Source organism: Alteromonas sp. S015 (assembly GCF_036864485.1).
In the GTDB taxonomy this organism is placed as follows: Bacteria; Pseudomonadota; Gammaproteobacteria; order Enterobacterales; family Alteromonadaceae; genus Alteromonas.
The window spans coordinates 103,199-116,548 of the sequence record NZ_JAZETO010000004.1; the positions used below are offsets into that span (position 1 = coordinate 103,199).

Here is a 13,350-nt window from a genome sequence, read left to right on the forward strand (position 1 = left end):
CTACTCTTTATTCGAAAAATGGGCGTGAGTGGGCAGGTACAAATAAGCCAGTGACGCCAGTGTCTTGGCGCGCTTAATGTCGATTTTGAGTAAATCATCCTGTACCTGTACTTGCTTGAGGTTGGCATTGACAACTTCACTGATATCACCGGTGTCTGTGGTGTAAGCAGTCAGTTCAGCTTCAGAAAGTTGCTGTGTTTCACCAATTAACGCCGTCTCGTAAAGCACTTTGCGCTCACTTAGCGCTGACAAGCGTGATTTAAGCACCTCTGCATTCGCGGCAAGCTCGTTCACTTTCAAGCGGAAATCCGTCTCGGACGCACTCATTTTAGAAGCCGCCGCCGCAATCGAAGCGTCTTGACGAGATTTGTTAAAAAACGGAAGGTCTACTTGAACGCCAAGTGAGACAAAATCAGCCCGGCTTGCGCCATTTTGCGCGTCTTGTCTGTATCCATAACTGGCTTCAAATGCCCACTGCGACTTAGTTTGTTCTCGCGCTATGTTCACATTTTGCGCTTCTATTTGGGTTTGAATTTGAAGCAGCCTAGCCTCCGGATGATGCTGTAGTATTGAAAAAGGCTCACTACTCTCAATAACCGTTAAGAACGAAGATAAACTAAGGTTGCTGTCATTGAAGATAGCATCGACCTCTATGAGCTTCGGCTTTGACGCTTGCGTTGATTGAGTCAGCGGTGTGCTTACTGGTTCATCTAGCGGCACACCAAACCATTTTGAAAGTGCCGATCTCGCTTCATTTTTTTGCTGATAGGCCTGCACGTATTTGTCGTCTAACGACAACAATGCCAAGCGCACTTGCAGTATGTCTTGCTGCGCTGCAGCACCAACGCCTTGGTTGTATCTGGATTCAGTAAAATCAAGTAGCTGCGTGAGCAGTGACTTTTCTTTATCCAATAACGCAATGCGACGCGTTGCATAAACCCAGTCTAACCAAGTAAGGGTAACTTCACGCTTAAGCCACGCCTTTCTAGCTTGGCTCTGTACGAATATTTGACCTGCCATAACCTGATACTTTTGCTGACTGTAGTGATTTTCATCGCCTCTCGGTAATTGCTGCTTCAAACCAACTTTAACTTGCGTCATAGGCTCTTGGTCAAATGCGAAGCCGTCGGTAGGCAAGTTTTGTACAGACGCTGAAACCTGAGGATTTACCCAATATGATGACGCTTCAGCTTCTGCATTAAAGCGATCCTTTCGATGCGCATTCCCTTTAAGCAAAGGGTCGTATTGAATAGCTAACTGCAGCGCTTGTTCCAGGCTTAGGGTTTGCGCCACAACAGGCTTATTAGCCATCAAAAAAGGAGAAAGCACAAAAATTAAGGCGAACAAGGCGCTTACTTTACAAGGTCTGTCAGCACTTTCGTTCATTTTTTTAGGTACCGAATAGTTGCTCATGTATAACATCACTTTTCAGGTGTAAGGCGTGTTGACGTTGCCTCGCTCTTCGCTAAATTCGACAAAGGGGATTAGCAAAAAGGCTTACCACGCGTTACATAGATAAAAGATTAGAGACATCTCAAAACGACTAGACGACGTCGTGACATAAAAACGTCTCTGCTGCGAAATAAATCCGCGAGATAGATCTATGCTGTGAAAAGTGACTTAGGTGGGCGAAACTGCCCGAAGTGAGGAGATGAGCGCTGCCCCAGTATAGGTGCAGTGGCAGCCATTCTGGCTACCGATATTTCAGTTTCAACGGTAGGCTGAATGAGCGCACTCGCGCTTAGGTTGAAACAGTGATCGGCTGGGCAATTACATTCATCCTTGCAGCAAGGCATGTCGCTCATCTGCGATGCTTTCACGCTTTTCACGCCTGCATCGCTAACTTGGACGCCGTCGAACTGAGCGGGTTTGCTCTTGCTGTTTTTAGCACTTAAATCCGCATGTTGTGATGACAATTCTTGGTGCTGACAATGTGTATTAGCAGACTCAGGCATTCGAACCTGATGGTTAGCATGAGCAGCATCCGACTGCACTGTCATCGCCGACACCGAATGGATATGTTCGTACGAATGTTCAATTGATACAGCGCTACCTGACGACACGAGGGCCATCATTAAAAACAGTGTAAGGATAAACGAACTTGCATTCGCCGACCTATACCGTTTGCGCGTTAAACCAATCCGAAACTTTCTCAAATACTGTACTCAGAAAATTACTGTCTATTCTACAACAGAATAATAGCGTGATGTCACCGACCAGTAAAGCCAGCCGTTAATGTCACTAAGCTAGGGCCTGCTGACCTTTTCTGTACATTTTTGCAGCGGTCTGTGTACCATCTAGACAAAGCGGATGTTAGACGGTTTAATGGTTCTAAATCGAAAGCATCCAACGCAGTATAGATGGCACACAGGCGCTGCCCGAAGGGGTCGTTATGGAAGCTTTTTACTCTTTGTCACAGTCCTTTAACTTAGCCCACTAGGCTTGCAGGACTGTTTCGCGATTAAAAGGCTTCCGTTTAGACCAAAATTCGTACACCAAAGGTCAACAGGCCCCAGTAATTTATTTAAACTGCGACAAATAATCTTTCAACATCAGGCCCATGGTCGAGAACAGCGGGTTTGCTTTAGGTACCGCACATTCTTCTTGCTGATTAACCATGCTTGCGTTGAAATTCATTTTATTGAGCAAGCTTGTATTTACGACTAAATCGGCGTGGCATAACCCGTACGATTCATCGATAACGAAAAAGGTATTCGGACCTTTACTTGCTTCCATTAACTGCTCTATGCCACGAATTGGGGTTGTTACATCAGCTTGAGAATGAGCGGCAAATAACGGCACTTCCAATTGCTGACCTTCCTCAACCTTTTCGCGAATGGTGTTGATTAAGTCCATCAGTTCCAACCCAGCCAATCCCGCCACATTAGGATATTTATATGGATTTGGGCCATGGGTTTGATAGCTTCCATCAATAATTCTTGCTAAAAGTTTAATGCCCCAAATACGGGACATACTTTCTGCGTTATCAGACAATGCCAACGCGCCAGAAAACAACATAAGACCATCAATATTAGTTGCTTCGTTATTGGCATCATCCAGATAATGTTCAACCGCCAGCGCACCACCAGTAGAGAAACCGCCTACAAGCAAGGTATCACCCATATCATCAGCCAAACTGATGACTTCATCTACATGCGTCTGCCAGCGCTCTGCTAAATCCCAGTCAGACATATCATCATTGGCATCTCGTTTACCATGTCCAGGTAAAAGCGGCACGACGACAGTAAAACCCTGTTCAAATAAGATGTTGGCGACTTCACGCATAAAGAAAGGCGAATCGCTTAAACCGTGGATAAGCACGGCCACCTTGCTGCTTGATTTGTTGGTCAGCATAAAAGGCGAGTTGCCTTCGTTTCGCAACACATTACTGCACACAGAAAAGCGATTGAGTGCCGTTTCTCTGCACGGCTGGGTTTGGCCCCATTCTTTTTCGTAAAATGCTTTGTACTGATTTTGCAGATCTGAAAAACTTCTGCTTTTCATTTCGCTGGTATCGGATATAGACACATTTGCAGCTATAGCCATATTTGCACTTAAAAGCACAACGATACCTATGAGCATTTTTACAAAAAAGTTCGATGACACCATTACTCTCCGCTTCGGCTAACTAATAAAAAACGGGAGCAGTTTACCATGCTCCCGTTCGTTATGACGATTAAAACGCAATCTGAGTTAGCTAAAATAAACCTCTAGGTCGTCAGAACCACCGATGTGCTTACCGCCAATGAAAACTTGTGGCACGGTTTCGCGCCCACTAATCGCCGTTAAGCTGGTTAGCGAAGCATCTTTGCCCAACACGATTTCTTCGTACTCGTAGCCTTTTTCGTCGAGCAGTTTTTTCGCTTTGGCACAGAAAGGACAACCCGGTTTTGTGATAATAGAAACTGGGGCGTTGGTTTGCTCTTCTGGTGCAATGTAAGCCAGCATGGTATCTGCATCCGACACTTCAAACGGGTCGCCAGCAACATCAGGCTCGATAAACATTTTGTCTACGACACCATCTTTCACCAGCATTGAATAACGCCAGCTTCTTTTGCCAAAGCCCAAATCCGCTTTATCTACCAGCATACCCATGCCATCGGTGAACTCACCGTTGCCATCAGGAATAACGGTAATGTTAGCGGCTTCTTGATCTGCGGCCCACGCATTCATAACGAAGGTATCGTTTACCGATACACAAACAATGTCATCGATACCGTGTTTCGCAAATTTCTTGGCTAATGCGTTATAACGAGGCAAATGAGTAGAGGAGCATGTAGGTGTAAATGCACCGGGTAAAGAGAATACCACTACGTTTTTGCCAGAAAAAATTTCATCTGTCGTTTTCGTTACCCATGCTTCATTCTCCCTGCACTGAAATGAAACGCTAGGTACTTTTTGGCCTTCTTTGGAAGTAAAGCGACTTTCTGACATAACAACCTCTTATCGGTGATTTTTACTGTAAATATTTATATAGACTAGGATCTGATGAGCTTTGCTGTACATTTAAACAAAAAGTCGTACATCAAAGACCAACCGATTCTAGAAGACTAGAATGAGTTTTTACACAAATCAATAGGTATTATCTTACATTCGTTAATATCGATTTTGATGCTGAACCTATCTCATTGCCTGCCTATGCTTTTTGTCGAGGTTAGGTAGGATTGTGACATCAGTCGCGATCTCCGTAACGCTTGGCATTTTAACGTAAGCGATATTCGAGGGTTATCACCATGATTATATTAGTTGGTGGAGAAAAGGGCGGTAGCGGCAAGAGCTGCCTGGCACAAAACATTGCGGTATATCTTCGCACTGAAAAGGGTGCCAAGGTGTTAATGGTCGATTGTGACCCGCAACGAACGACCTCAGACTGGATTCAAGAGCGCAAAGCAAACCCTCGTTTGGCTGAAATAAACTGTGTTCAGTTATACGGAAAAATACGTAATGAATTGCTCAGTCTGCGTCAGTACTACGATTACGTTGTAATTGATTGTGGTGGGCAAGATAACCTGGCTCTTCGGTCGTCAATGGCGGTTGCCGACCACATACTCATCCCACTTAGACCCAAACGTCGCGATCTTAAAACGGTGCCTCACATGGAAGATATTTTATCTACCTGTAAAATGGTTAACCCCAAAATGAACGCGGCGTTTGTAATCACACAATGCCCTTCTCTTCCTAGCCTGTCTAATCGTATTCTAGAGGCAAAGGAAGTATGTCGTTCTTTTGGTATTCCTGTTCTAAACTCGGTCACTTTTAGTCGAAACATGTATGACGACTCAGAAGAATCAGGGCAGTCAGTTATTGAGAGTGAACCCGAAGGTAAAGCGGCTACAGAAATAAGAACCCTGTTTGAAGAGCTACTAGCTGGCAAAGTGGAGGATGCTTATGAGTTTACTCAACCTCAAAAAGTCGAAGCCTTTAGCTAAACCCAAACTTCGTACTGTAGAAGCTTTTATAGACGGTGCGTTGATTTATGCACAGGGTAAGGTAGATAACAAGGACTCTTGGGCGGCAAAAATCGAACCTAAAATTGCTAATACTGACCGCGTTGTACCGATAAAAAAATCCACGAAATTCGAAGGTATGCGACACGCCACCTTTACATTAACACCGCAATGCATTGAAAGGCTTGCAAAACTCTCAGAAACGACAGGTAAAGCCAAGTCTGCTCTAATTCGCGAATGGATTGAAAGCAATAGCGAAAATTAGACTAAAGTATAAATTAAAATACGTACTTCATTCGTTTTATCTTTCACAATAATAATGTTGCCTTAGCGTTAGCCTACTGGGATACTCAGTGACAGCATATTCTGACAGCGTATAGGAGATACAATCGAATGGGCCGTGAAGGATTTAGCACAGTGCGCGTGTTGGTATGCGCTCTGCTAATCGCTGTGCATGGCGCACAGGTGAAAACGGTAAAAGCGTTCGAGCTTCTCAATACCGCGATTGCTGATGTCGAGAACTTGTTAAGCAGCAAGCAATATGCTGATGCCGATAGCAAGGCGTTGTTGCTTTTAGAGCAAGCACTTCAACAGCAGCAAATATCCGCTGACACATTTTCCACTCTCGGACGCTTACTTCAAAACGCGTCGCGTTTTGAAGTATCAAAAGCCATTTTTAATGCAGCCTTAGAGCGCTACACCACAGACGGTGAATTAAACAAAATGGCATCGACGCTATTACAACTAGCCACATCAGAACGACATCTATCAAACTATGCCGTTGCGATAACTTATGTCCGTCGAGCTATGTCTATTGCGCAAATTGAACACAATGAATCACTTAAGGCTCGTTTAAACCTTGAACTGGGTATTATTCAGCAAGAACAGGGCGAAATAGAAACCGCGCTTGAGCCATTAAAGCAAGCATTGCGTTACTTTCGGGAAAACGGTATGGCCAGTGAAATGAGTGTTACGTTACTGCGTATTGGTGAAATATACAGTTTACTAAATCAAGCAACATTGGCTCACACCTATTACCAAGACGCTTTCGACAGTGTCGAGCCAACACAAGAAACGCGATTACTCGGTGTTATAAAAACTCGCATTGGTGCACTATTACTCAAAACAGGCGCTGTGAACCACGCACTCAAAGCAATTAATGAAGGGCTTGAGCTGTTAAACACCACGTCTGATGTTGGCGCCATCGCCGAAGCTAAAATGCTATTGGGTAGAGCATTGATTGAAAACGGCGATACCATTGAAGGAAGAGAGCTATTACGAGAAGCCATGCAGTTTGCCAATTCATCGGGTCAGGCAAAACTGGTTAAAGAGGGAAGACTTGCGTTAGCTCAAGCCTATATGAAGGAGCAGAATTTTAAATTAGCGTTAGAAGAGGCCCGTAAGGGCACCATTGATGCTAGAAAAAATAGAGATCTTAGAGGACAACTTAGCTTTCTTTCTTTGCAGCTAAGCGCCTTTGTATCATTAGGCGAATTCAAAAAGGCGTTAGACATTCAATCTGTGATGCAGCAACTACGTGAAGTGCTGCTTGATTCAGAAAATAAATCTGCCATTGAAGGGCTGCAGGCTGAGATTGAGTTAGTTCGGCAGTCTAGAACGTTGGAAAAACTAGAAGAATCTAAACAATTAGCATTAGCGCAAGCCGAGCAAGAAAACTTGCGAGCCACTCTATTTTGGAGCATATCGTTAGCAGCGACACTATTAACATTTTTAGTTTGGAGTCGCTACAAACAACGTCAGCAAACCATTGTTTTGCGCCGAGAAGTACGCCAGCAAACTCTAACTCTCCAAGAGAAAAACCAAGAACTGGAAAGAGCCTATAAAACGCTTGAGGAGGTAAGTTTACGCGATCCGTTAACGGGTTTGTACAATAGGCACTACCTTGAATCACAGCTTCCCGGCGAAATAAGGCGCAGTCAGTTTGCCGCTAAACAGAGCGCTAGCAAAGGAAAGGAGAAACAAGATTTACTTTGCTTTCTTATTGATATCGACCACTTCAAGCGCATAAACGATAACTATGGGCATATAGCAGGCGATAAGGTGTTATCGGCGTTTGCCAACGTTCTTAAAGAAGTATTCAGGCAAACGGATTTAATTATTCGATGGGGTGGCGAGGAGTTTTTGGTGGTTTGTCGTCAATCTATTCGTGAAGAGCTACCCGAGGTTGCAGAGCGCTGCAGAGAAATGGTCGCAAGTACCCCTTTTGATATTGGTTTGGAAAAGCCAATTAATATTACTTGTAGCATCGGATTTTCACTACTTCCTCCAGATAGAGAGGAAGATTTTGATACCGCGTGGAAACGTACGTTCGCCGTTATCGATTACGCGCTGTATGCCACTAAATTGTCGGGTAGAAATGGTTGGGTTGGTGTGATTGAAACGTTTACAACGCCAAGAGCCTACCCCACTCCACTAGATACGAAGTTTAATTTCGCCGGTTCGACGATTGCCACGTCGTTCAATAACGTAGCAAGTATCAAATGGCCGGAGACCCTCGGTAAATAGCGGTAGAGGAAGAAGTATATGTATAGAGGAAGCTGCAGCTGCCAAGCAATTCAATATGAAATTGATCATATCGGAGAACTTGATGCCGATGACGAAACGCTAACCCATTCTGACACTAGTCAATTGCGCGTTACCATAGAAAAAGAACAACTGGTGATAGACTGCGCGCCTTCGGCACTAGCCCAATTACACGAGGCCAACGATGAGACCCACCACGTGTGTAATGTTTGTGGAAGCGTAATCTTTATTGAGCAGGGTTCCAATCAGGTATCGGTTGAAGTAACCTTCAGCGGTCATGACGCCTTAGCAGAGTCTCACTGTCAATTTGTATTTTAATAGCGTTAGCTATGATAAAAGCGAGTGCGCCCTGGTGTTCGAAGGTGAGCAATACATTGCTCACCTGTTAAGTATTCGTGTCTGACCTAGTCGCTATTTTTGATGTCATCCATATGATATTTATCAATGAGCGAATACAGCGTAGGACGAGTCACACCCAGTAGCTCTGCAGTCTTGGACATATTCTTATCTGCTTTTTGATAGGCCCTGCGAATGGCGCGGCTCTCAGCAACCTCTCGTACTTCACGTAAGTTCAACGTTTCAGGCTCATCAATTGAATCTACGGGCATCAATCCTAAATCATCAGGTTGTATTACCGTACCTTCAGCCATAATAACGGCTGACTTCAACTTGTTTTGCATTTCGCGAATGTTGCCCGGCCACTGATGGGCTAGCATGGCGTTAACGGCAGTCTCTGAAAAGCTCTTCGCTTTGGCTTTGAATTCTTCGCGATAAATATTTAAGAATGTACGCGCAAGTAAAATGATGTCTTGGTCTCGTTCACGTAATGGAGGGATCATGATTGGCATTTCACCCACTCGGTAATACAGGTCTTCTCTAAAGGTTTCTTGCGCCACCATCGCCTGTAAATCGCGGTGTGTTGCACAGATAACACGTATATCAACGGGAATTTCATTGCGCCCACCAACACGCTCAATCACGCGTTCTTGTAGGAAGCGAAGCATCTTAGCTTGCAGACCAATGGGCATATCACCAATTTCATCTAAAAACAGTGTCCCACCTTGTGCCGTTTCTATCTTGCCTACGGTGGTTTTGTTCGCGCCAGTGAATGCCCCTTTTTCGTAACCAAACAGTTCACTTTCTAGTAAGTTCTCTGGTATAGACGCACAGTTAATGGCAACAAATGGTTTGTCTTTCCTAGGACTGTGTTCGTGAATACTTCGAGCGAAAACTTCTTTACCCGTGCCACTTTCACCAAGTAATAGGGTACTGATATCGGTATTGGCGATTTTCTCGGCGCGACGCACCACTTTTTGAATAGCCTCACTATTCCCCACTATTCTGGACATGCCAGAACGGGTGCGAGCAAGAATACTATTCTCGTGCTCTAACTTAGACAGATTAAGCGCGCGGTGCACCAACAATTTTATGGTATCTGAATCGATAGGCTTTTGATAAAAATCGTATGCCCCAAAATCGATCGCTTTCAATGCGTGTTGTTTATCGTTATTGCCTGTAACAACAATCACTTTGGTTCTTGGTGCTAGAGCGATAATGTCGTGAAGAATACGCAAACCTTCCGACGCGTTAGCGGGATCTGGCGGAAGCCCCAGATCTAAAGTAACAACCTTAGGCTCAAAACGACGGAGTTGGGCTATGGCAGAGGTGTGATCGTGCGCAAAAACAACATTGTAATCGGTAAGACTCCATTTAAGCTGCTTTTGGATACCTAAATCATCATCTACTACCAAAATGGTATCGGTCATTTCATCATCCTATTATTCTACTTCATCCATCGAAAGGAGTGGATTTGATAATGCTTCATCCACTTTTTAGTTATATACCTTATCCTATCGGAAAATACAGCGTAAAACAGCTACCGCGTCCAGGTTCACTTTGAACAGTTAGCTTGCCACCGATAGACTCGATATATGTTTTTGCATCATATGCACCAATACCCATACCAGCATTGCCTTTTGTGGTATCAAATGGCTTGAATAGTCGTTCTTCAATAAACGCTTTATCCATACCTGACCCTGTATCTTCTATCAAAACTAGCTGCGTTTTGTTGTCAGAATTCGCAGTAATCACCACGTCGACTTCTCCGCCATCTGCGGTTGCCTGCTGAGCGTTGCTGATCAAGTGATAAAGCACGTTTGCCACTTTATCTTTATCAACGGTCACGGCCGTTTCTTTTAGCACATGAACTATCGGTAGTGGACTTAAGCCCGAACAGCGGTTGTTGACAACATCCTTAGCGAGCTCCGAAATCAAAAACTCTGAGTTTACGCCTTCTTCCACTGCTTTCTTATCAGTTAGCTGCTTGAGCATTTTTTCCATTCTTGCTTTAGTATGCTCCAAGGTTTCGAAGGTGTCTTCGATAAATTCAGGGTTGTGTTTGTGCTGTTGAGCATTGGCAAGAATAAGGTCAACTTGAGCAAGTACATTTTTCAAGTCGTGTAAAACGAAAGCTGACATTCGATTGAACGCAGCAAATTGAGCGTTTTCCGCAACCACTTGTGCCGCTTCATGATGATGCATGTACGTTCCCACTTGCTCAGATACAGCGGTCAAATAGTCCTTCACTTCCCAATTAAGACTGATTTTTTCATTGTCCCCTGCTGCAAGAACAGCAAATCCCCACAACGTTCCGTCCTTTAGAATAGGCACAAAGAGTTGGTAACCCCATGCTTTTAGTGCATCTCTATCTAGCTTCAGCCCTTCGTAATCGAATGGCTTAACCAGGTAAGCATCCGTATCGATTATCCAGCCATTTTTGTCGCTGTAACTTGCCAGGGTTTCCAGCGTTTTACAGGCAGCGTTGTTTTCTCTCGAACCGGTTGACACTTCATTGTTGTCAGTCGACACAGTGTTTGCGATAGGTGATGCCTCAGCCACACATTCATAGCCATTCTGCGTTACTTTAAACAGTAGACCAGACTCATATTGAATAGCATTCAGCATTCCTGTAAGGCCAGCATGGTAAACATCAGATGAGCTATCCCCTGCCCGCGTTAGCCACTGCGTTAACTTTACCCATTCAACGCGGTAGTCGAACTGATTCGCAAAGAAATGTTTAGTGATAAATACTTTTATCTTAGTGCGAAATCCGTTGGACAAGAATACAGTGGCAAGCAATGCAAATGACATCACAACCAATATTATTTGAACCGTCGCTCCCCAGTTGCCGCCCATATAATTTATGGCATAGCCAACAACAGCCATCACGAAAAGGTAACCGCCCGCAACTAAGAGTAGAGAGCTGTGCAACACCACGTCCCGCGAGATAAATATATCAATGCCCCAGTGATGAATTCGTCGAATCGATATGACGAGTAAGGGCATCAACAAAAAGTAAATATAACCTCGCGCCGCTATGTAGCCAATTTCCACTTGGTTGACCATGGTAGCGTTTGCATAAGTAACAAACTCAAACAGGTTGGTTGCCCCCAGATAAATAATGATTGGCTTAAAAGCCCATTGCTCACGCCCCGCTTGTCGATACACAACTTCCAGAAGTACAAGAACTTCTAATGACAGCACGATAAGGACAAGAAAGCTCCACGCGGGATTTACTACCAATAGATAAGGGGCTAGCAATGCTACCAGTGCAGGGGCAATAATAATTAACGTTACAGGGCGTTTTAGTACGTCCATGATGTTGTTAAAGCTGGTCTGTATACAGCCGGCCAAAAAGAGTAACCACGCTAGCTGCTTAAGCACATCAGCGTTAAGTAACCAGCTTAGCGAAATAGGTCCAAACAGCGAAGTGATTAAGGTTGTGGACCATAAAAAGGTGGCTGCAGTTGCCAATACCAGCAAATGCTTGGCTACACCGGGTTTGCGTACCGTTAACAACAGTAATAAAAGGGCTAAGTGCGCCAGACTATTTAACCCATAGCCTATATCTGAAATCATCCTTTTATCTCACCCTTATTATCGCTATTTAGGAGGTGCAATACAAAGCGATGCTTTGATGCAACATCCCTGAACTAGCGATGCAATGTCAAAAACCGGCAGCATTACTACCCGAGGTGACATTAACCACAACATTGAGTATTTATACTATCATTCCACTGAAACGCACATTGTACGGGATAAATAGTTTACAGATTAGCGTTGTGCGCAGGCATCGCCCACGCCATTATAAACGTTAGCGTTTACGGATCACTAGTGAGCCAATAGAATACCCTGCACCGAAAGAGCAAAGTACACCTATGTCGCCAGCTACAAGGTCTTCATGGTTTAAACCAAACGCAATTACAGAGCCAGCGGAAGCCGTGTTGGCAAACTCGTCCAACACGATTGGCGCTTCTGTTCGGTCTGCATCACGACCTAACAGGCGTTTACAAATTAACGTGTTCATATTGATGTTGGCCTGATGAAGCCACCAACGCTTGACGCCTTCTGGCGTAATATCGTGACTCGCTAAATGCGCTTCAATGTGCGCCGCTGCCAACGGACACACTTCCTTGAATACTTTGCGACCCGCTTGATGGAACAACTTATCAGGTCCATACGGGTCAACGTCTTCCGCACGCGTCATATAGCCGAAATTTGAACGAATATTGTTTGAAAATTTCGTCAGTGCCTTGGTGCTTAGAACGTCGTACACGTGCTCACTTTTGGCGGTTTCAGCAAGCTCAAGCACCGTCGCCGTAGCTACATCGCCAAAAATAAAGTGACTATCGCGATCAGCGTAGTTAATTTGCGGCGAAACCAGCTCAGGATTGATGACCAACACGCGAGTTGCATTTTTCGCGCATAGCATTTCATAGGCGCGATGCATGCCGAACGTTGCTGCAGAACAAGCAACTAGCATATCGAAACCAAAACCTTCAATGTTAAGCGCTTCTTGTACTTCAATTGCAATCGCCGGGTAGGCGCGCTGAGTATAAGCACACGACACAATCACAGCATCAATCTCATCGGCAGTAACATTGGCTGATGTCAGTGCTAACTTGGCCGCCTCAACGGCAATTTCAGCTTGGTGAGAAAGTTCATCATCTGCTCGAGGAGAAATCTTAGGCTTCATTCGAGTGATGTCTAGCGCCCCCTCTTTTTGATAGATGTAGCGACTTTTAATTCCCGATGCTTTTTCAATGAATTCTGCACTTGAATAAGGCATAGCCGCTACGTCGCCAGATTCGATTTTCGCTTTATTTTCTTCGTTAAACGCATCTACGTAAGCGTTGTAGCTATCTACGAGCTCTTCGTTAGTTATACTATCTTTAGGGTGCCATACACCCACACCACTGATCACAACTTGCTGAGACATAGGCATTCTCTATTATTTAAAGCACTACAAGTGGTATTGAGCATTGCGTTACATGATGTCCTAAACGCTTCTATACCTGTG

11 protein-coding genes are annotated in these 13,350 nt (G+C 44.5%); 4 read left to right on the forward strand and 7 right to left on the reverse strand.

What is annotated here, in order from left to right; all coding sequences use genetic code 11:
* From V7R42_RS09165 to V7R42_RS09180, 4 genes are all read right to left on the reverse strand, one after another.
* Nucleotides 1–1,413 (reverse strand): TolC family protein, encoded by a 1,413-nt coding sequence (locus V7R42_RS09165; RefSeq protein ID WP_334019874.1) that lies wholly within the window; start codon nt 1,411–1,413, stop codon nt 1–3.
* A 188-nt stretch (nt 1,414–1,601) separates the two neighbouring features.
* A complete protein-coding gene (locus V7R42_RS09170; RefSeq protein WP_334019876.1) occupies nt 1,602–2,000 on the reverse strand; it encodes a hypothetical protein in 399 nt (132 codons plus the stop codon).
* A 520-nt stretch (nt 2,001–2,520) separates the two neighbouring features.
* Nucleotides 2,521–3,609, reverse strand: a complete 1,089-nt coding sequence (locus V7R42_RS09175; RefSeq protein ID WP_334019877.1) for an alpha/beta hydrolase — start codon at nt 3,607–3,609, stop codon at nt 2,521–2,523.
* Nucleotides 3,610–3,693: 84 nt separating this feature from the next.
* Nucleotides 3,694–4,434: a glutathione peroxidase gene (locus V7R42_RS09180; protein ID WP_334019878.1), complete on the reverse strand. Its 741-nt coding sequence runs from the start codon at nt 4,432–4,434 to the stop codon at nt 3,694–3,696.
* A 299-nt stretch (nt 4,435–4,733) separates the two neighbouring features.
* On the opposite strand from V7R42_RS09180, the gene V7R42_RS09185 reads away from it, so the two are divergent.
* The 4 genes from V7R42_RS09185 to V7R42_RS09200 all read left to right on the forward strand — a co-directional run bounded on the left by V7R42_RS09185 (nt 4,734) and on the right by V7R42_RS09200 (nt 8,309).
* A complete protein-coding gene (locus V7R42_RS09185; protein WP_334019880.1) occupies nt 4,734–5,429 on the forward strand; it encodes an AAA family ATPase in 696 nt (231 codons plus the stop codon).
* Nucleotides 5,389–5,712 carry a replication protein RepA gene (locus V7R42_RS09190; RefSeq protein ID WP_334019881.1) on the forward strand — a complete coding sequence of 108 codons (324 nt, stop codon included), beginning with the start codon at nt 5,389–5,391 and terminating at the stop codon, nt 5,710–5,712. Before V7R42_RS09185 ends, V7R42_RS09190 begins: the two co-directional genes overlap by 41 nt.
* Before the next feature lie 128 nt (nt 5,713–5,840).
* A complete protein-coding gene (locus tag V7R42_RS09195) occupies nt 5,841–7,973 on the forward strand; it encodes a tetratricopeptide repeat-containing diguanylate cyclase (RefSeq protein WP_334019883.1) in 2,133 nt (710 codons plus the stop codon).
* A gap of 18 nt (nt 7,974–7,991) precedes the next feature.
* On the forward strand, nt 7,992–8,309 hold the full coding sequence (locus V7R42_RS09200; protein WP_334019884.1) for a GFA family protein: 318 nt from the start codon (nt 7,992–7,994) through the stop codon (nt 8,307–8,309).
* 86 nt (nt 8,310–8,395) lie between these two features.
* Here the strand turns inward: V7R42_RS09200 and prsR are convergent, their stop codons facing one another.
* From prsR to V7R42_RS09215, 3 genes are all read right to left on the reverse strand, one after another.
* Nucleotides 8,396–9,757, reverse strand: a complete 1,362-nt coding sequence (gene prsR / locus V7R42_RS09205) for a PEP-CTERM-box response regulator transcription factor (RefSeq protein ID WP_334019885.1) — start codon at nt 9,755–9,757, stop codon at nt 8,396–8,398.
* A gap of 79 nt (nt 9,758–9,836) precedes the next feature.
* Nucleotides 9,837–11,909 carry an XrtA/PEP-CTERM system histidine kinase PrsK gene (prsK, locus tag V7R42_RS09210; RefSeq protein ID WP_334019886.1) on the reverse strand — a complete coding sequence of 691 codons (2,073 nt, stop codon included), beginning with the start codon at nt 11,907–11,909 and terminating at the stop codon, nt 9,837–9,839.
* A gap of 235 nt (nt 11,910–12,144) precedes the next feature.
* Nucleotides 12,145–13,269, reverse strand: coding sequence for a beta-ketoacyl-ACP synthase III (locus V7R42_RS09215; protein WP_334019887.1), 1,125 nt, complete (start codon nt 13,267–13,269; stop codon nt 12,145–12,147).
* Between the last annotated feature and the right edge of the window lie 81 nt (nt 13,270–13,350).

Bases quoted from the DNA above. Each gene is read 5' to 3' on its own strand.
- V7R42_RS09180 (WP_334019878.1), bottom strand. From the start codon at position 4,434: ATGTCAGAAAGTCGCTTTACTTCCAAAGAAGGCCAAAAAGTACCTAGC.
- V7R42_RS09175 (WP_334019877.1), bottom strand. From the start codon at position 3,609: ATGGTGTCATCGAACTTTTTTGTAAAAATGCTCATAGGTATCGTTGTG.
- V7R42_RS09215 (WP_334019887.1), bottom strand. From the start codon at position 13,269: ATGTCTCAGCAAGTTGTGATCAGTGGTGTGGGTGTATGGCACCCTAAA.
- V7R42_RS09195 (WP_334019883.1), top strand. From the start codon at position 5,841: ATGGGCCGTGAAGGATTTAGCACAGTGCGCGTGTTGGTATGCGCTCTG.
- V7R42_RS09165 (WP_334019874.1), bottom strand. From the start codon at position 1,413: ATGAGCAACTATTCGGTACCTAAAAAAATGAACGAAAGTGCTGACAGA.
- V7R42_RS09170 (WP_334019876.1), bottom strand. From the start codon at position 2,000: ATGACAGTGCAGTCGGATGCTGCTCATGCTAACCATCAGGTTCGAATG.
- prsK (WP_334019886.1), bottom strand. From the start codon at position 11,909: ATGATTTCAGATATAGGCTATGGGTTAAATAGTCTGGCGCACTTAGCC.
- V7R42_RS09190 (WP_334019881.1), top strand. From the start codon at position 5,389: ATGAGTTTACTCAACCTCAAAAAGTCGAAGCCTTTAGCTAAACCCAAA.
- V7R42_RS09185 (WP_334019880.1), top strand. From the start codon at position 4,734: ATGATTATATTAGTTGGTGGAGAAAAGGGCGGTAGCGGCAAGAGCTGC.
- V7R42_RS09200 (WP_334019884.1), top strand. From the start codon at position 7,992: ATGTATAGAGGAAGCTGCAGCTGCCAAGCAATTCAATATGAAATTGAT.
- prsR (WP_334019885.1), bottom strand. From the start codon at position 9,757: ATGACCGATACCATTTTGGTAGTAGATGATGATTTAGGTATCCAAAAG.